Origin of the sequence: Streptomyces lancefieldiae (genome assembly GCF_031845825.1) — a bacterium.
GTDB classification, from domain to species: domain Bacteria; phylum Actinomycetota; class Actinomycetes; order Streptomycetales; family Streptomycetaceae; genus Streptomyces; species Streptomyces lancefieldiae.
This window is the reverse complement of record NZ_JAVRFH010000013.1, coordinates 1-18,124: the sequence shown is the minus strand read 5'-3', so window position 1 is coordinate 18,124 and position 18,124 is coordinate 1. Positions and strand designations below refer to the sequence as shown.

17 protein-coding genes and 1 tRNA gene are annotated in these 18,124 nt (G+C 73.1%); 6 read left to right on the top strand and 12 right to left on the bottom strand.

Annotated elements, in window-relative coordinates; all coding sequences use genetic code 11:
* Window positions 1–72 precede the first annotated feature (72 nt).
* Window positions 73–579 carry a protein-tyrosine phosphatase family protein gene (locus tag RM812_RS15470; protein WP_311573124.1) on the bottom strand — a complete coding sequence of 169 codons (507 nt, stop codon included), beginning with the start codon at window positions 577–579 and terminating at the stop codon, window positions 73–75.
* A gap of 293 nt (window positions 580–872) precedes the next feature.
* Entirely contained in the window at window positions 873–1,754 is an 882-nt protein-coding gene (gene ligD, locus RM812_RS15465) for a non-homologous end-joining DNA ligase (protein ID WP_311573123.1), read from the bottom strand.
* A gap of 67 nt (window positions 1,755–1,821) precedes the next feature.
* On the opposite strand from ligD, the gene ku reads away from it, so the two are divergent.
* Window positions 1,822–2,916 carry a non-homologous end joining protein Ku gene (gene ku / locus RM812_RS15460; protein WP_311573122.1) on the top strand — a complete coding sequence of 365 codons (1,095 nt, stop codon included), beginning with the start codon at window positions 1,822–1,824 and terminating at the stop codon, window positions 2,914–2,916.
* 351 nt (window positions 2,917–3,267) lie between these two features.
* Here ku and RM812_RS15455 read toward each other — a convergent pair whose 3' ends face one another.
* The 9 genes from RM812_RS15455 to RM812_RS15415 form a co-directional block, all read right to left on the bottom strand.
* Complete coding sequence (locus RM812_RS15455; protein WP_311573121.1) at window positions 3,268–3,702, bottom strand: PPOX class F420-dependent oxidoreductase; 435 nt, start codon at window positions 3,700–3,702, stop codon at window positions 3,268–3,270.
* 69 nt (window positions 3,703–3,771) lie between these two features.
* Window positions 3,772–4,704, bottom strand: coding sequence for a DUF3152 domain-containing protein (locus RM812_RS15450; RefSeq protein ID WP_311573120.1), 933 nt, complete (start codon window positions 4,702–4,704; stop codon window positions 3,772–3,774).
* A gap of 270 nt (window positions 4,705–4,974) precedes the next feature.
* Window positions 4,975–5,310 carry a TcmI family type II polyketide cyclase gene (locus RM812_RS15445; protein WP_311573119.1) on the bottom strand — a complete coding sequence of 112 codons (336 nt, stop codon included), beginning with the start codon at window positions 5,308–5,310 and terminating at the stop codon, window positions 4,975–4,977.
* Window positions 5,311–5,411: 101 nt separating this feature from the next.
* Window positions 5,412–5,891 (bottom strand): SRPBCC family protein, encoded by a 480-nt coding sequence (locus RM812_RS15440; protein ID WP_311573118.1) that lies wholly within the window; start codon window positions 5,889–5,891, stop codon window positions 5,412–5,414.
* A gap of 1 nt (window position 5,892) precedes the next feature.
* On the bottom strand, window positions 5,893–6,162 hold the full coding sequence (locus RM812_RS15435) for an acyl carrier protein (protein ID WP_311573117.1): 270 nt from the start codon (window positions 6,160–6,162) through the stop codon (window positions 5,893–5,895).
* A 118-nt stretch (window positions 6,163–6,280) separates the two neighbouring features.
* Window positions 6,281–7,561 carry a ketosynthase chain-length factor gene (locus tag RM812_RS15430; protein ID WP_311573116.1) on the bottom strand — a complete coding sequence of 427 codons (1,281 nt, stop codon included), beginning with the start codon at window positions 7,559–7,561 and terminating at the stop codon, window positions 6,281–6,283.
* Complete coding sequence (locus tag RM812_RS15425) at window positions 7,558–8,829, bottom strand: beta-ketoacyl-[acyl-carrier-protein] synthase family protein (protein ID WP_311573115.1); 1,272 nt, start codon at window positions 8,827–8,829, stop codon at window positions 7,558–7,560. The genes RM812_RS15430 and RM812_RS15425 overlap by 4 nt, the downstream gene beginning before the upstream one ends.
* Complete coding sequence (locus tag RM812_RS15420; protein ID WP_311573114.1) at window positions 8,826–9,287, bottom strand: cupin domain-containing protein; 462 nt, start codon at window positions 9,285–9,287, stop codon at window positions 8,826–8,828. The genes RM812_RS15425 and RM812_RS15420 overlap by 4 nt, the downstream gene beginning before the upstream one ends.
* A 108-nt stretch (window positions 9,288–9,395) precedes the next feature.
* A complete protein-coding gene (locus tag RM812_RS15415) occupies window positions 9,396–10,628 on the bottom strand; it encodes a SchA/CurD-like domain-containing protein (RefSeq protein ID WP_311573113.1) in 1,233 nt (410 codons plus the stop codon).
* A gap of 506 nt (window positions 10,629–11,134) precedes the next feature.
* Here RM812_RS15415 and RM812_RS15410 point away from each other — a divergent pair.
* The 5 genes from RM812_RS15410 (at window position 11,135) to RM812_RS15390 (ending at window position 17,609) form a co-directional block, all read left to right on the top strand.
* The gene (locus RM812_RS15410; RefSeq protein ID WP_311573112.1) at window positions 11,135–13,069 is read left to right on the top strand and encodes an FAD-dependent oxidoreductase; all 1,935 of its coding nucleotides are present in this window, start codon (window positions 11,135–11,137) and stop codon (window positions 13,067–13,069) included.
* 300 nt (window positions 13,070–13,369) lie between these two features.
* Window positions 13,370–14,083 carry a two-component system response regulator CseB gene (gene cseB, locus RM812_RS15405; RefSeq protein ID WP_311573111.1) on the top strand — a complete coding sequence of 238 codons (714 nt, stop codon included), beginning with the start codon at window positions 13,370–13,372 and terminating at the stop codon, window positions 14,081–14,083.
* 1 nt (window position 14,084) lies between these two features.
* Window positions 14,085–15,362: a sensor histidine kinase gene (locus RM812_RS15400; RefSeq protein ID WP_311573110.1), complete on the top strand. Its 1,278-nt coding sequence runs from the start codon at window positions 14,085–14,087 to the stop codon at window positions 15,360–15,362.
* A 142-nt stretch (window positions 15,363–15,504) separates the two neighbouring features.
* Window positions 15,505–16,605: a D-alanyl-D-alanine carboxypeptidase family protein gene (locus RM812_RS15395; RefSeq protein ID WP_311573109.1), complete on the top strand. Its 1,101-nt coding sequence runs from the start codon at window positions 15,505–15,507 to the stop codon at window positions 16,603–16,605.
* Window positions 16,602–17,609: an endonuclease/exonuclease/phosphatase family protein gene (locus tag RM812_RS15390; RefSeq protein ID WP_311573108.1), complete on the top strand. Its 1,008-nt coding sequence runs from the start codon at window positions 16,602–16,604 to the stop codon at window positions 17,607–17,609. Before RM812_RS15395 ends, RM812_RS15390 begins: the two co-directional genes overlap by 4 nt.
* A gap of 135 nt (window positions 17,610–17,744) precedes the next feature.
* Here RM812_RS15390 and RM812_RS15385 read toward each other — a convergent pair.
* Window positions 17,745–17,816: transfer RNA gene (locus tag RM812_RS15385), tRNA-Arg, on the bottom strand.
* Window positions 17,817–18,124 lie beyond the last annotated feature (308 nt).

Below are 18,124 nucleotides of genomic sequence, written 5' to 3'. Positions count from 1 at the left end.
CGCACGGCTGAGGGCGGCATCGTACGCGTCTTCGTACGGAAGGCCATTCTGCGCGCGGGGAGGCGTGCCGGGCTACTCGGTCAGCTCCTCCAGCAGCTGCGCGGTGGCCAGGCCGGCCCGCAGGTACTCCACGAACAGCTCGTTGTGCAGCGCCCACGGCGAGCGCCGGGCCCGGATCAGCCGGATCGCCTCCTCGGCGTCGGCGCCCCGGCGCATCAGCGTGTGGGCCACGACGAGGCCGGAGCGGTTGTATCCGTGATAGCAGCGGACGAGGACCCTGCGCCCTTCGTCGAGCGCCTCACCGGCGGCCCGCGCCAGCCGGATCACCCCCGCGAGCTGCGTCCCGTCGAGCGGACCGTCGGGGATCGGCCACACATGGTGCTCGACACCGGCGTCCGGCCCGTGTCCGGGCAGCCGCAGCAGGGTCTGCACCACGTCGAACTCGTCCCGCACCACGGCGAACTCCAGCTGCCCGGCCTGCCGCCGGAACTCGTGCCCGCCCATCCACAGCCCCGGCACGACCTCGTCCCACGGCCGGCCGGGAGCGGGTACGTCGGATCCCTTCCCACGGGTACGCAACGGCGCCTCCCCTGTCCCGCCCGAGGGCCTGCCCAACTCCTCCCCAAGGTAGCCGGGTTCTTGCCCCCGCAGCACCCCGCCTGTTCCCATGGTCGGGGGTGATGGGCCATGAACGGACTGCGCGTCGTACCGACCTGGCGGCACGGTCAGGAACGGCTGTACGTCTGCCTCCCGGACGGCGGGAAGGAAACCGGCGGACGTGGAGGCCCTGCACGCCATCGCCAGGGACCGGTCCACCTGGACGCGCGTCTGAGGAGTGCGCGTCTGAGGGGCGCGGGTCTGAGGGGAGCGGGTCAGGGCAGGGTGCCCGCCCGCCGCCGCTCGAACAGCGGCGCCAGCAGATCGCCGTGGTCCCGCACCCGCGGGCCGACGTCCCCCGCCCGGAAGACGAGCTGCTCGGCGCGCCGGCACGCGGCCACCTCCTCCCACGTCACCGGCGTGGAGACCGCCGGCTCGGGGCGGGCCCGCATCGTGTAGGGAGCGGCCGTGGTCTTGCGGGCGGCGTTCTGGCTCCAGTCCACGAACACCTTCCCCGGCCGCAGGCTGCGCGTCATCCGGTGCACCACGAGCCGCGGCAGGGCCCGCTCCGCCTCCACGGCCAGCGCCTTCGCGTACTCCGACACCCGCTCCGAGGACGACCCCCGCACGCCTGCCAGCAGGTGCAGCCCCTTGGCCCCGGACGTCTTGGCGTACGCCTCGATCCCGTCCGCCGCCAGCCGCTCGCGCAGCCACAGCGCGACCTCGCAGCAGTGCACCACCGTCGCGGGCGGCCCGGGGTCGAGGTCGAACACCAGCCGGTCGGCCTCACCGGGATCGTCCGCGACCCACTGGTGCGTGTGGAACTCGGTCACCAGGTTCGCCGCCCACATCAGGCTGGCCAGGTCCTGCACCAGCACCATCCGGGCCGGTCCCTCCGAGCGGGGCACCTCGGCCGTGGTGACCCAGTCGGGCGTACCCGGCGGCACGTTCTTGGTGAAGAACACCTCGCCGTCCGGCCCGTCCGGATACCGCAGGAAGGACACCGGACGGTCCCGCAGGTGCGGCAGCAGCACCCCGGCGATCGTCGCGTAGTAGTGCAGCAGCTCGCCCTTGGTGAGGCCGGTCGCGGGATACAGCACCTTGTCCAGGTTGCTGAGGGCCACTCGCCGCCCCTCCACCTCAGTGATAGGCGCCATACCATGAGAATCTCACGGAATTCGGACAAGCTGCCCGGTGTGGCAAGCGATCGGAAAGGTGCTGCACGTGAGATCCATCTGGAACGGCGCCATCTCGTTCGGCCTGGTCAGCATCCCGATCAAGCTGGTGAACGCGACCGAGAGCCACTCGATCTCCTTCCGTCAGATCCACACGGAGGACGGCGGCCGGATCCGCTACCGCAAGGTCTGCGAACTCGAGGACCGCGAGGTCACCCAGGGCGAGATCGGCAAGGCGTACGAGGACGCCGACGGCTCGATGATCCCCATCACCGACGAGGACCTGTCCCACCTGCCGATCCCGACGGCGCGGACGATCGAGATCGTGGCCTTCGTGCCCGAAGAGCGCATCGACCCGCTCCAGATGGGCTCCGCGTACTATCTCGCGGCGAGCGGCGCCCCGGCCGCCAAGCCGTACACGCTGCTGCGCGAGGCGCTCAAGCGCAGCAACCGGGTGGCCATCGCGAAGTTCGCGCTGCGCGGCCGTGAGCGCCTCGGCATGCTCCGGGTCGTCGGCGACGCCATCGCGATGCACAGCCTGCTCTGGCCGGACGAGGTGCGCGCCCCCGAGGGGGTCGCCCCGGACACCGGCGTCACCGTCCGCGACCAGGAGCTGGACCTCGCCGACGCCCTGATGGACACGCTCGGCGAGATCGAGCTGGACGACCTGCACGACGAGTACCGCGAGGCCCTGGAGGAGGTCGTCGCCGCGAAGGCGTCGGGCGAGGCCCCTCCCGAGACCCCCGAGCCGGCGACGCCCGGCAAGGTGCTGGACCTGATGGCCGCGCTGGAGAACAGCGTGCGGGCGGCACGGGAGTCCCGGGGTGAGGAAGGGGGCGCGGTGGGTGAGGAGGCCGAGGTCAGGAGCCTCCCGCAGCGCAAGACGTCCTCCCGCGCCACACCCAAGGAGGCCGGCGGCAAGAAGTCGACGTCGACGGCGGCCAAGAAGCCGGCCGCGAAGAAGGCGACGGCCTCGACCGCCTCGGCGAAGAAGTCGACGGCCAAGTCGGCCCGGTCCGGTCAGTCCGGCAAGAAGGCCGCGGCCGGGAGCACCGCGAAGAGCACCGCCAAGAAGGCGACGGACAAGAGCGCCGCCGGCAAGAGCACCGCGAAGAAGACGGCCTCCCGCAAGCGCAGCGCCTGACACCTCCCGGCCGGGCGCGGTGACGGTGGGCGGGTGCGGTGCCGGGGCCGCACCCGGAGAACGACCGGCCCGGCGCCCGCGGAGGCGCCGCGCCGTCGCGGCCCGCGACGCCTGGCGCCTGGCGTCCGATGTGCGACGTGCGACAGCCGACGTCCGTCGCGTGCGGGGCCGGGGTCATCGGGACGCGGTCCTGGTCGCCGTCGGCCTTGTCCGGACGGAGCACGGCCGAGGGGGCCGGGGCGGGACAGGCACATGGTGCCTCCAGCGGAGACGCGAGGGACGAGTACGCGTACGCCGGGAGGTACGGAGACCGAGGCCGGATCCCTCACCGGTCCGGCACGGAAGTCGGGGTCAGCCGATGTCGGCCCCGTACACGCGCTCGACCGTCATGGTGAGCAGCACCCGGCGGTCGGACACCATCGTCATCCGGTACTCGTCCCAGTCCGGGTGCTCTCCGGCGGCGGCGCGGTAGTACTCCACCAGCGCCTCGACCTCCGGTCCCTGCGGGTCGGTGCCGGGCCCGGTGAGGGTCGCGACGCCCTCGGCGGTGGCCCAGGACCTGCCGTCCGGGGCGGTCACCTGCAGGGTGGCCCGCGGGTCCCGGCGCAGGTTCGCCGTCTTGGCGAGCCCGTCGCGGGTCGAGATGCGGATGACGTCGGCCTCCGGGTCGTAGGCCGGCATGACGGGGGAGAGCTGCGGGCGGCCGTCCGACTTGATCGTCGCGAGCACGCCGAGCCGGCTCTGCGCCAGCAGGGCGCGGGGGTCGAAGCGCGGTGTGGTGGTCATGGGCCGATCATCACCCCTCGTCACGCCGGCTGTCCCGGGAAGCGTCCGCCGAATGCCCCGCCGGGTCGCTCAGGAGACCGAGGGCCCGCCCAGGTAGTCGCCGTCGCGGTCGTAGGGCCAGGCGTTGGCGACGCACCCCTTGAGGCCCTTGATCTGCTGCATCATCGCCGGGGCGGGCAGTCCGGGGCCGGGGCAGGTCTCGTGGCCGTGGCCGATGCGGTGGCCGACCTCGTGGTTGATGATCAGCGCCCGGTACTCGCCGATCGGTCCGTCGAACTGCGGGGAGCCCAGCACCCAGCGCTTGAGGTTCACCACGACGTCCGTGCCGACCGCGCAGTTCACCTCGCCCCGGGTGAGCAGACCCGCGGCGCCGCAGATCTTGTCGACGGTGCCCGGCGTGGCGATCTTCACCACGAAGTCGTACGAGCCCGAACTGACCAGCCGGAACGAGTTGGTCCCGTCCCTGGTCCAGCCGCGGCGGTCGGCGAGCACGTCGGATATCTCGGCCGCCGCGGCGCTCGCCCGGACGTCGAGGCCCTCCTCGACCAGGACCTTGTAACGGCGTACGCGGCCGCCGGTGCCCACGGTCGTGCCGTCGGCCTCGGCGGTCACGAAGGTGCCGGGGCCGGTCGCCGGGATGTCGATGACGGAGGGGGAGGGCGAAGGGGACGGGGAGGCCTTGGCGGACGGCGAGGCGGAGGGGCTCGCCGACCCGGACGACGTCCCGGACGGCGTCCCGGCCGACGGGTCGGGGCCGGCCGTGCCATCGGCGGCGTCGAGGGCGTCGGCGACGTCGGCCGCCTGGTCGTCCGTCACGGGGGGCCGGGTCTCCCGCCAGTACGCGACGGCGGCGCCCGCGGTGACCAGTACGGCACCGAAGGCCAGGCCGGCCAGGGTCACGCGGGCGGTTCTGCGGCGCCGCCGTCTGCGGGCGCGGGACACCCGCCCGTCACCGTCCGACCTGGTTCCTCGGCGGGGCTGGCGGGCGGTGGATCGGCCCACGACGTTGCGTCCTCTCTGCCGGTCTGCGGGGCGCACACGGTGCGCTTCTGCCTGCTTTTGCGCCCCCAAGATCAAAGCGGAAGGACGTGCGAAACCATCGCAGGACATCAAGTGGCCCTTCTCACACGCACGTTCGGATCCACGGTACAACCCTTCGGCGGTCCGGAAGGTCCGCGAGAGATCCGCCGGCCGGTCGTGCGCGCACACGTGCGTCGGGGTCGCCCGGCAGAACCCGGGCGACCCCGACGCGGTGCGGGCGGCAACGGCCCGTCAGCCGGCGGCGGTCCGCTCCCAGCGGTAGAAGCAGCGTGCCATCGCGTCCTTGGGACCGCGCCAGGTCGCCGGGTCGTACGCCGAGACGTACGGTTCGAGCCGCTCGCTGACCCGGCGGAACTCCGGGTGCCCGGTCAGTGCGCCGATGGTGGGCGCCGGGTCCTCGTCGCTCTCGATGAGGTGCAGGTACACGCCGTCACCGAACTCGAAGAGACTGCGCCGGTTGACGCCCACCAGGTGGGGCAGCTCGCCGCTGTCGGACTCGGCGAACACCTTCGCGATGTCCGGTGCCGCGCCGGGGGCCATCCGGGCGACGATCAGAGTGTGGTGCATGGGGAGGTGCCCTTCGTATCGGTGCCGGTCGGCTGGTCGGTGTCGGTTCGGTTGGTCGGTGCCGGTCGATTGGTCGGTCGGTGCCGGTCGGCTCGTCGGTGTCAGTCGGCGAGCACCGCGGCGGGCCGCCGCTCGCCTGCGGCCTGCTCGATCCGGTCCCGGATCAGTTCCATCTGGGTACGCGAGTTGCGGTTGATGTTGTCGGTCATCCCCGCGTCGTCGACGGGCGCCTCCGGCTTCATCGCGAAGTCCTGGATCCAGCGCATCCGCGTGCCCCCGGCGGTCTCGGCGTACTCCCAGACGATGTTCATGTACTGGAAGGGACCGGTCTCGACCCGGTGGGCGCGCACGGTACGGGTCGCCGGGTCGGCGACGCGCTCGGACACCCAGCTCCACACCCGGTCCTGCTCGTCCGGGTGCATGGTGAGCCGGAACCTGACCCGGTCGCCGTCGCGTTCGAGGACGTCCACGGAGGCGTACTCGCTGAACAGCCGGGGCCAGTTCTCGATGTCGTTGGTCATGTCCCAGACCAGCTCCATCGGAGCGGCGATGGTGATCTCGTTGTCGGTGTGGCCTGCCATGTCACACTCCCGTCTTCAGGGCGCCGTTGACCAGCGCGAGGAAATCGGCGGGCGTCTTGCAGCGTTCGGCCTGCTCCGGCAGGCCCAGCGCGTACCGCTTCTCCAGCTCGGCCACGATGCCCAGCAGGCCGAGGGAGTCCAGGCCGAACGTGTCGAAGACGTCGTCGGCCTGCTGCTGGAGGGCGACCGGGTCGACGTGCACGCCGGCGGTGCGCTTCATCAGCGCCGCCAGCTCCTCGACGGTCACCTGGTAGCTCAGTTGGTCGGTCATGTGAGGTGCTCCTTCACTCGGTCCGCGCTCGCCCGGTTGCGGCGCTCACTCGGGGATGGCGTTGGTCTGGTCGGTCGTCGTCACGGACCACGGGCCGTCGTCGCCCGCCGGTCGTCACTCATCGGTCCTCCCACGGCACGGCGCCCCGGCGCAGGACGAGCGCCGAGTTGGAGCCCATGAGCCCGCGGCCGAGGACCAGTGCCGTGCGCGGCTCGGCGGGGCGCGCCCGGCCGACCACCACGTCCAGGTCGTGGCACACGTCGAACACGTGCGGGGTGGGCGGGATCAGCCCGTGCTCCATGGCGAGCACCGCGGTCGCCACGTCCAGCACCGGGGCCGCGCAGTACGCCCGCCCGGTCCCGGTCTTGGGCGCGGTGACCGGCACCCGCCGCGCGTGCGGGCCGAGCGCGTCGGCCAGCGCCAGCGCCTCGGCCCGGTCGGCCTCCGGAACACCGAGGGCGTCCGCGAACACCACGTCCACCTCCTCGGGCCGGCAGCCCGCCTCGGCCAGCGCGCCCTCGATGGCACGGGCCAGGCCGGTCCGGGACCGCGCCCAGCGGGCGGGGCCGGTGAAGGTCGCCGCGTGCCCGGCCACCGTCGCCCGCACCTCGGCCCCCCGGGCCCGGGCCGCCCCCTCCTCCTCCACCACGAGCACGGCACCGCCCTCGGCCGGCGCGTACCCGCAGGCCGCGGCGGTGAACGGGCGGTAGGCGAGGTCGGGTTGGGTGGCGCGGCTCAGCTCGGGGTAGCCCAGCTGGCAGACGATCGAGTACGGGGCCAACGGCGCCTCCGTCGCGCCGCAGATCACCGTGTCGGTGCCGCCCCGCACCGTCAGGGCCGCGTGCGCCAGGGCGTCCAGACCGCCCGCCTCGTCGGCGGCCACCACACCGCACGGGCCCTTGAAGGCGTTGCGGATGGAGATCTGGCCGGTGCTGGCCGCGTAGAACCAGGCGATCGACTGGTAGGGGCCGACGTAGCGCGACCCCTGACCCCACAGGTTCTGCAGCTCGCGCTGCCCGAACTCGCCACCGCCCGACCCCGCGGCGGTGACGACCCCGACCGAGTACGGCGACTCGACGTCGGCGCGACCCAACCGGGCGTCGTCCAGCGCCAGATGGGTGGCGGTCAGCGCGAAGTGGGTGAACCGGTCGGTCTGGACGAGGTAGCGGTCCTCGACCGTCTCGGTGGCGTCGAAGCCGCGCACCTCACCCGCGACCCGCAACGGCAGGTGCTCGCAGCCCTCCCGGGTGACGGGCCCGAGGCTGCTGGTGCCGTCCGCGACCGCCTTCCAGAACGCCTCGGCCCCGACGCCGTGCGGGGACACCACGCCGAGCCCGGTGACGACCGCGCGCCTGTTCTCGTCCTGGCCTCGGCGCCCGGTCCGTTGTGGTCCGCTCATCGCAGCCCTCCTTCGCAGCCGCTGAGTACGACCGCGGACTGGAAGCCACCGAAGCCGCTGCCCACCGACAGCACGTGCCGCAGCGTCCGCTCCCGTGCCTCGCGCGGCACGTAGTCCAGGTCGCACTCGGGGTCGGGGGTCGTGTAGTTGGCCGTGGGCGGCACCACCTGGTGGGCCATCGCCAGCACGCACGCGGCCAGTTCGATCGAGCCGATCGCGCCGAGAGAGTGGCCCACCATGGACTTGATCGAGCTCATCGGCGTCGCGTAGGCGTGCTCGCCCAGCGAGCGCTTGACGGCCGCGGTCTCGTGCCGGTCGTTCTGCACGGTGCCGGAGCCGTGCGCGTTGACGTAGTCGATGGCGGAGCCGTCCAGGCGGGCCATGCCGAGCGCCGTGTCGATGGCCCGCGCCATCTCCAGGCCCTCCTTGGTGAGCCCGGTCATGTGGTAGGCGTTGCCGAAGGTCGCGTAGCCGGAGATCTCGCAGTACACGTCCGCGCCACGGGCCCGGGCGTGCTCCAGGTCCTCCAGGACGAGGACCGCGGCACCCTCGCCCATGACGAAACCGTTGCGTTCGGCGTCGAAGGGGCGGGAGGCGTGGGCGGGGTCGTCGTTGTTCGGCGAGGTCGCCTTGATGGCGTCGAAGCAGGCCATGGTGATCGGCGAGATCGGGGAGTCCGCCGCGCCCGCCAGGCACACGTCGACGCGTCCCTCGGCGACGGCGTGATAGGCGTACCCCACCGCGTCCAGACCGGACGTGCACCCGGTGGACACCGTCTGCACGGGACCGTGGACGCCGAACTCCTCGGCCACGGCCGACGACAGCGTCGCCGGGGTGAACGCCCGCTCCAGGTGCGGCTCGGCCCTGCGGTCGTCGACGTCCCACCGTTGGCCGCGCTCGCTGACCAGGACGTAGTCGTGCTCCAGCCGGGTCGTGCCGCCGACCGCGGTGCCCAGCGTGGCGCCGGCCCGCCAGGGGTCCTCCCGCGCCAGGTCGAGGTGCGCGTCCCGCACCGCCTCGGCGGCGGCGACGAGCGCGAACTGCACGTACCGGTCGCACCGCTGGACCGTGGCGAGGTCCAGCCCGTGCTCGGACGGTTCGAAGTCGCACTCGGCGGCGATCTGCGAACGCAGCCCGGCCGGGTCGAAGAGGGAGATGCGGCGCGTCGCCGTACGGCCGTCGGACAGCAGGCTCCAGAACTGGGGCACGCCGATCCCGCCCGGGGCGACGACGCCTATGCCCGTGACGGCGACCCGACGCCGGGTCATGACACCGCCTCGGCCGCGGCGGCGGGACGTCCGTCCTGCGCGCGGTCCCGGTCGGTCGGCAGGGCGTTGCCCGCCGCGTCCTCCGTGTCGACGTGGCCGAGTTCCGGACGCGGGGCCAGCGGCCCCAGGTGGAAGACGAGACGCGCCTCGACGTCACCCACGTTGCGGAACCGGTGGCGCATGTCCTGCGGGATCAGCAGACCCTGCCCGACGGAGAGCGAGTGCGGCGCACCGTTCAGGTCCACCTCGAGCGCGCCGTCGGTGACGTACACGAACTCCTCGGAGTACGGGTGGTAGTGCTCGGCGATGCGGTCGCCGGGCTGCACGATGGCCACGCCCATGAAGCCGCTGGTCGACCCGGCTGTGGTGGGCGTGAGGAGGGCGCGGAGGTCTCCGCCGCGGCGGCGGTTCGGCGCGATGTCGCCGAGGGAGACGATGCGTACCTGCTGGTCTGTCATGTCGTTCACTCCGGGGTGACGAAAGGCGATGGGAAGAGGTGGAGGGGCCACGCGGCCCGGCGGGCGCGCCGTTGGGCCAGGCCCGGCCGTGCGGTCGGGACGCGCGGTTCAGGAGCCGCTGGAGCGCCGGTCGGTCAGGGGCGTCATACGCGCCCGCGCGAGCAGCGCGGACAGCGCCCGGGCGTCCGACAGGGGCCCGTCGACACCGACGGCGGCGGTGTCCAGCAGCCGCTCGGCCCGGGCGACGCCGCCGGTCCCGGTGGCTCCGGAGGCGTCACCGGCGCCGGCCGGCCCGTGCAGGCCCAGGACGAACGCGGGCGCGTCGTCCGGGTCACCCGCCACGTCCACGAGCCGTACGACGAGGTCGTCCCGGTGGAAGACGGTGGCGCCGAGGACCGGGCTGTCCGGGGCGTGCGCGGCGGCCGCGTCCTGGCGGGCCAGCAGCCGGGCCAGTTCCGGACCGGCGCCGGTCCGGACGGGGTAGAACAGCGCGACTCGCCGCGGGCGCGGGCCCGAGGCGTCGACGGACCCCACGTGGTGGACGGCCGGCATGGCGGCCCGGGTGAAGAACCGCCGGGCCGACCGGGGATCCCGAAGGTCCCGGTCCTGCTCCAGATACGGGTTGAGCGCCTCCTCGACGGCCCGCACCCCGGGCTGCCGGGCTACGTGACGCAGCGCGGCCTGCAGGTCGCCCCGTACCTCCACGGCCCGTACGACCCGGTTGCCGTGCAGGAAGAGCGAGGTGCGCAGCAGCCGGGTGGAGTCGTCGACGTGGGCCTCGGGCGACTCGTACTCGGACAGCAGCCGGGCGACCTTGTCCTCGCTCCCGGGCCGCACGGTGAAGGTCAGGGCGTGCCGGACGACGTTGCTCCCGATCCGGGGAGCGGACCGCAACAGCCGGTCGGCCGGGGCCTGTTCCCCGGTCGTCTCCCGCAGGACGCTGTAGCGCAGGGAGCGGGTGTCGCGGACGCAGTCCTGCAACGGCTCGACGGTGTCCAGGTGCTCGTCGCTGTTCACCCAGGCCAGGAAGGGTGCCGCGCTCTCCCACTCGCTGGTGAGGAGCCACTGGGTCGGGTTCTCCAGGGACTGGCACAGTTGGTCGCTGACGTGTCCCGGCACGGCGGCGACCCGGTCGCGGATGCGCTCGTAGGCGTCCAGGAACTCCTGCTGCATTCCGTCATGGATGTCGAGCATCAGGACGACCCGCACGCGAGATCCGTCGAACGCGGATATCGAGACGCCACCCGCGCCCGCCGCCACCGCGGCCGACGCCGTCATGGCGTCCGTGGACAGGGCATCCGCCGACACGGTATCCGTCGCTACGACGGGAGAGACCGTCATCCGGCCCACCTCTTCTCGGGGAACTTCCTCGCGGACTGGGCAGCGATCGCCGCGGCGCGCGCCGTGGTCGGCGGGTTGCGGCGGTCGCGTAAGCACGATCGTGGGCCGTGCCCGCGGGGACCGCGAACCAGGCGGGTTAAGCGGGTGAAGCCTGCGCCGCCGCGGGCCTCATCGGGACGCATGGGGCATGCATGAAAGCCCCGGCGCACATCTGTCACGCGGGCCGCGGGACGGGACGGCCGCACGGCGAACCAGTCGTGGGACGAGACGCCGCGACGGCGGAACGGTCCGGGGACGAGACGGCCGCGACGGCGAACAGCGGTAGGACGAGAGGGCCGTAGGGCGAGAGGGCCGTAGGTCCGAACAGCCGCGGAACTGAACAGCCGCGGAACTGAACAGCCGCGGAACTGAACAGCAGCGGAACTGAACAGCCGCGGAACTGAACAGCTGCAGTACCGAACAGCGCAGAACCGAACAGCACAGGACGAAACAATGGAGGACGAGCGATGAACGCAAGAGCCGATCGATCGGAACCGGCGGTCCACCGCGTTCCGGTACTGATCGTCGGAGGTTCCCTGGTCGGACTGTCGACCTCGGTGTTCCTGGGCCGGCTGGGCGTCCGGCACACCCTGGTGGAGCGCCATGCCGGCACCTCCATCCACCCGCGCGGTCGCGGCAACAACGTCCGCACGATGGAGATCTTCCGGGTGGCCGGCACCGAGCCGGACATCCGCAGGGCCGCCGCCACGCTGGCCGGCAACCACGGCATCCTGCAGACGCCCACGCTGGTCGGCGACGCGGGGGAGTGGCTGTTCCGGCAGATCGACCCGGGCAACGGACTGGCCCGCTTCAGCCCCAGCTCATGGTGCCTGTGCAGCCAGAACGACCTGGAGCCGGAACTCCTGGCCCACGCCACCGACCTCGGCGGCGACCTGCGCTTCGGCACGGAGCTGCTCTCGTTCGAGACCGACGCGGAGGGCGTCACCGCGATCGCGAAGAGCCGGGAGACCGGCGAGCACACCACGATCCGCGCGGACTACCTGGTGGCCGCCGACGGCCCCCGCAGCCCCGTCCGCGAGCAGCTCGGCATCGGGCAGAGCGGCCCCGGCGACCTCTTCCACAACATCAGCATCACCTTCCGCTCCCGCCGCCTCGCCGACGTCGTGGGCGACCGCCGCTTCATCGTCTGCTACCTGACCAGTGAGGACGCCGACGGCGCCCTGCTCCCCGTGGACAACCGCGAGAACTGGGTCTTCCACGCCCCCTGGCACCCCGAACGGGGCGAAACTGTCGAGGACTTCACCGACGAGCGCTGCGCCGCCCACATCCGCCGCGCCATCGGCGACCCGGACCTCGACATGGAGATCACCGGCAAGGCCCCCTGGCACGCCGCCCAGCGCGTCGCCCGCAGCTACCGCTCCGGCCGCGTCCTGCTCGCCGGCGACTCGGCCCACGAGATGTCCCCCACCGGTGCCTTCGGCTCCAACACCGGTATCCAGGACGCCCACAACCTCGCCTGGAAGCTGGCCGCGGTTCTGGAGGGCTGGGCGGGCGACGGCCTCCTGGACACCTACGACGCCGAACGCCGCCCGGTCGCGGAGGCCACCAGCGCCCGAGCCGCGGCCCGCTCGGTGGAGCACAGCCACCCGGGCTTCGCCCCGCCGCCGATGACGGGCGGCGCCGGCCCGGTCGACGCACCGAACGGTGGTCCCGGGGGTGGCCCTACGGGCGGTCCTGGTGGCGGCTTTGCGGGCGGTTCTGACGGTGGCCGTGTCGGTGCTCCCGCGGGTGGTCCTGGCGGTGCTCCTGGTGGCGGTCTTGCGGGTGCTCCCATGGGTGTCCCTGCGGGTGGTCCGGGGGGTGCTCCCTCGGGTGGTCCGGGTGGTGGCACTACGGGCGGTCCCGGCGGTCGTCCGGGTGGTGCCCCTTCGGGCGGCCCCGGCGGCGGCCCGCAGCGCGGCATCCTCAACGTCGCCCTCGGCTACCGCTACCCCCAGGGCGCGGTAGTCGGCGCCGACCCGGGAACGCCCGTGGTCCCGGAGAGCCTCGACCTCACCGGCGCCCCCGGCAGCAGGGCCCCCCACCTCTGGCTCCGCCGTAGCGACACCGACGCCCGCGTCTCCACGCTGGACCTCTACGAGGACTCCCTGGTCCTGCTCAGCGACGCCGCACAGCCCGCCGGCTGGCACGAGGCGGCGACGCACCTGGCTGCCGACCTGCGCGTTCCCCTGAAGTCGTACCGCGTCGGCGGAACTCCGCAGGCCGACCTGACCCCCGAGGACGACGCCACCGACTGGGCGAAGGCCCACGGAGTGGCGCGGGACGGCGCGGTCCTGATCCGCCCCGACGGCTTCGTCGCCTGGCGTTCACCGGGCTCCGCCCCGGACCCGGAGTCGGTGCTGCGCCAGGTGGTGAGGACGGTCCTGTCCCTGGCCGAGTGACGCGACCGGGGGATCCCGGGGGCCGGCCGGAGGGGAATGCCCGGCCGGCCCCGAGGCAACCGACGAAGCGGTGTCATTCTCGGGCCGCTCCCGAGCGATGCCGATCACAAGTCGGTGCGCACCGTGGGAGGAGATGCAGGAGAGGTGCCGTCATACCGTGCCGGGGCGGCTGCCCCACCCCGCACCAGCCGCCCCCTCACGTGACCACTTCCCGGCATTGATCGGCGAGCTACGATTTCGCTCTGTTCAGTGCCGAATCTTGCCCGGAAGTGTCGCTGTGGTGTGGTGAAAGGCTCATTTGTGGTTGCGCTTTTGCTGGTCGAGGACGACCCGGCGATCCGGAGGTCGCTCCAGCTGGCACTGGAGCGCTACGGCTACACCGTGTCCGTCGCCGGGGACGGGCTCACCGGCCTGGAGGTGTTCCAGCGGGAGCGGCTCGACCTGCTGATCCTCGACGTGATGCTGCCGCATCTGGACGGCATCGGCCTGTGCCGCCGGATCCGCGAGGAGAGCCAGGTGCCGATCCTGATGATGTCCGCCCGTGGTGACTCCCCCGCCGTGGTGTCGGGTCTGGAAGCAGGCGCGGACGACTACGTCGTCAAGCCCGTGGACACCGCCGTCCTGGTGGCGAGGATCCGGACCCTGCTGCGCCGGGCCGCGTACTCCCCCGCAGCGGATGCCGGAGCCCCCCCGACCCCGTACGCGCGCACCGGGCCGGCGGACGGCACGGCCGTGCTGTCCTTCGGCGATGTCACACTCGACACGCAGGCCCTGGAGGTGCGCCGGGGCGGCGAACCCGTCGCCCTCACCCCGACCGAACTGCGGCTGCTGCTCGCCTTCGCCGAACGCCCGGGCACCGTGCTCGACCGGCAGCGCCTGCTGCGGGACGTCTGGGACTACGGGTGGGACGGCGACTCCCGCGTGGTCGACCTGTGTGTGCAGCGGCTGCGCAAGAAGATCGGCGCCGGGCGGATCGAGACGGTCCGCGGCTTCGGCTACAAGCTGCGGCGCTGACATGGCCCCCGACGTGGCCCGCGCGCGCGTCCGCGCACCGCTGCGGTCCCTTCGGTGGAAGGTCGCCGCTCTGGTGACGGTGGCCTGCTGCACGGTCGCGGTGGCCGTCGGGGTCCTGGTCCACCGCGCCACCTGGGAGCATTCGCTGGGCCTGGGCAAGGGGCGGGCCGAGCAGGCACTCGACGAGGCTCTCACCGGCATGGCCCGCGGGGAAGTGCCGGGCCCGGACACCTACGACATCATCCCGCCGGCCGAGGTACCCGAGGAGGCGCGGCAGCAGCTGCGCGCCGGGGACCGGGCCATCTGGTACGACGACCACCGTCCCGGCCAGGAATGGATGCACGCCGCGACGGCCGTGGACGGTCAGGTGCTGGCGGTACAGGTGGAGATGGGCAGCGACGTGCGCCGACTGGGCGCGCTGGACCGTGACATGGTGGAGGCCGGCCTGACCGCCCTCGTCGTCGTCGTGCCGCTGTCCGTGCTCGCCACGGAGAGCTCCAACCGGCGTCTGCGCCGGGTGACCCGTACCGCGCGGCGGGTGGCCGACGGCGACCTCGACGCCCGCGTCGGCTCCGGCGGCCGGGGCTCGGACGAGATCGCCGAGATCGCCACCACGGTGGACACCATGGCCGCCGCGCTGCAGCGGCGGCTTCAGACCGAGCAGCGGTTCACCGCGGACGTGGCCCACGAGCTGCGTACACCCCTGACGGGCCTGGTGACCTCGGCCGAGCTGCTGCCGCCCGGCGAGGCCGCCGACCTCGTGACGGACCGGGTGCGGGCTCTGCGGACGCTGGTGGAGGAGCTGCTGGAGATCTCCCGTCTCGACGCCGGCACCGAAGAGGCCCGACGGGCCCCGGTGCCGCTGGCGCCGTTCGTCGAGGACGCCGTGCGGCGCACGGGGCTCGAGGCGCGTGTGTCGGTGACCGGCGCGCCGGTGGTCGCCGTGACGGACCCGCGGCGGCTGGACCGGATCCTGGCCAACCTGGTGGTCAACGCGTACCGGCACGGGAGCCCCCCGGTCGAGGTCACCGTCGACGGCCTGACCGTCGTCGTACGGGACCACGGGCCGGGCTTTCCCGAGGAGCTGCTGGCCGACGGCCCCCAGCGGTTCCGCACGGCGGCGACGGAGCGCGGGCGCGGACACGGGCTCGGGCTCACCATCGCGACCGGGCAGGCCCAGGTGACCGGCGCGGAGCTGATCCTGGCGAACCGCCCGGGCGGCGGAGCCGTCGCCACCCTGCGCCTGCCCGCGCAGGACGAACCGCCGTCAGAGGGCTGAGTCGATACACGGCTGATACGCGGCCGCGCCGCAAGGCATACAGGATCACGCGGCAGTGGATGCGTGACGGCGGCGGTCCCGACACCTCCCGACCGGACGATGGCACGGACATGATCGTCCGCTTTCTCCCGGAGGTGCCCGCATGGCGTGGCGCGACCACGTACCCGGCCTCGACGGCCGTCGCCGGACCGACCGAACCGACCGAACCGACCGAACCGACCGGACCGACCGGACCGAACCCGGCGCGAGCCCCCGGGCACCGGCCGGCCGCGGCGGGGCGGCGGCGCGCAACCGTGTGCTGCAGGGGGTGACCGTGGGGGCCGCGCTGCTGCTGGTGATCGCCTCCTGCGGGGCGTTCGGCGACGGCGCGGACCGCCACGAGGCGGCCGGCACCCGCCCCACCGGCCCCGCGCCGACCGCACTGTCCCTGCCCTGGCCCGAAGAAGGCCAGTCGGCGGTGTGGGTCGAGGGCCTGGGCAGCCTCGGCGCCCACGGCGGCCACGAACCCGTGCCGATCGCCAGTCTCACCAAGGTGATGACCGCGTACGTCCTGCTCCAGGAGCATCCGCTGAGCGCTACGGAGCCCGGGCCCACCATCGAGATCGACGCCACCGCCGCCGCCGAGTCGGGGTCCGGCTCGGAGACGACCGCGTACGTGTGGCAGGGACAGAAGCTCTCCCAGCGGCAGTTGCTGGAACTGATGCTGCTGCCCTCGGCCAACAACATCGCCCGCTTCCTGGCCCGCTGGGACGCGGGCAGCCAGGAGGCGTTCGTGGCGAAGATGAACCGCGCCGCGCGGGAACTCGGTATGGACGACACCACGTACACCGGCGCGAGCGGTGTCGAGGCCACCACCAGGAGCACCGCCCGGGACCAGCTGACACTCGCCGGGGAGGCGATGAAGGACGAGGCGTTCCGCTCGATCGTCGCCGAGCGGCGTGCGACCGTCCCCGGCAGCGGGACCATCGCCAACACCAACACCCTGCTCGGCCGCGACGGCGTCATCGGCGTGAAGACGGGCACCACCACAGCGGCGGGCGGCAACCTCGTCTGGGCGACGACCGTGACGGTGCACGGCGCGAAGCGGCTGGTCCTCGGGGCCGTGCTCCATCAGCGTGCCGGCACCGGTCCGCCGGAGGCGGGCCCGGCGGCGCGCGACGCCAGTGCCGCACTGATCTCCGCGCTGCGCGAGAAGCTGCCGCGCGCCCTGGAAGCCCGGACGGCCGAGGCGGCCGGGCGATGATCCGGACCCTCCCGCGGAGGTCGGCGCCGACGGACCCGCCTCCCCGCCCCGGCCCCCTGCGGGTCGTGCTGCGCCGGTGGCTGCCACTGTCCTGGCGGCGGGGCCGTGTCGTCGCCGCCCTCGCCGTCGCCGTGGCCCTGGGGATGCTCCTACTTCCTCACCTGCCCAACCGGTTCGGCAACCTCGGCAGCCTGGCCCAGACCCTGCTGCCCTGGACCGGGGTGGCCGTGCCCGTCCTGCTGCTGTTCGCGCTGGCCCGACGCTCCGCCGCCGCCGTGACGGCCGTGACCCTGCCCGCCCTGGTCTGGCTGTCCCTGCACGGCCACGCACTCCTCGACAAGCAACGCGGAGGGGGCGATCTGACCCTGGTCTCGCACAACGTCGACAGCGCGAACCCCGACCCGGCGGGCACCGCCCGCCGCCTCGCCGAGGCCGGAGCCGACGTGATCGCGCTGGAAGAACTGTCACCGCCCGCGACACCCCACTACGAGCGCGCCCTCGCCGCCGCCTACCCGCACCACGCGGTCATGGGCACGGTCGGCGTGTGGAGCAAGGTCCCGATCAGCGACACCCGGGCCGTGCCGATCATGCCGTGGCCCCGCGCACTGCGCACCACGCTGCACACCCCAAAGGGCCCGGTCGCGGTGTACGTGGCGCACCTCGCCTCGGTGAGGGTGCACCCGAGCCGGGGCTTCACCACCGAACGCCGAAACGAGGCCGCCGACCGCCTGGCCCACGCTCTGCGCACCGAGCCCCTGGCCCGGACCGTCCTCGTCGGTGACCTCAACGGCAGTGTCGACGACAGGGCGTTGACGTCCGTCACCTCCGGACTCCGCTCCGCACAGGACGCGGCGGGCGACGGCTTCGGCTTCAGTTGGCCGGCCGCGTTCCCCGCCGTCCGCATCGACCACATCCTGTCCCGACACCTCCCCGCGACCCGCTCATGGACCCTCCCGGCCACCGGCAGCGACCACCTGCCCGTCGCCGCTTCCTTCGCGCTGTGACCCCAGCCCACCCGGACAGGCGCCGCGGCGACCGCGCCACCTCGACGACTTCGACTTCTCCTGGATGACGCACGACAAAAGACCCCACCCTCAGCATCGCTGCTGCTGGTGAGGTCTTGGCACACTTGCACAGTGTGCCCCCGGCAGGATTCGAACCTGCGCACACGGCTCCGGAGGCCGTTGCTCTATCCCCTGAGCTACGGGGGCGTGTCGGTCGCGGTCGGTGTTGCTCGCGGCGACGGGTAGAACACTACCAGCTCGTCCGGGGTGGTCATGAACGGGTTTTCGCGGACCGAGTCACCCCGGCGGCCCCGTTCCTCCCCCGCGCGGGGTGGAAGTGGGGAAAACCCGGACGCGGTGGCCGGTCTGGACCTACTCTCGAGTGGTGCCTAGGTGTATTGATCACGAGCGTTGTTGACACTCGCCGGTGCTTGATCATGGCGAAGACCTCCGGTGTGGTGGAGCTGTCTAGGACTGCACCGCACGGAGGTCTTCGTGTCCCACCGTAATGCCCG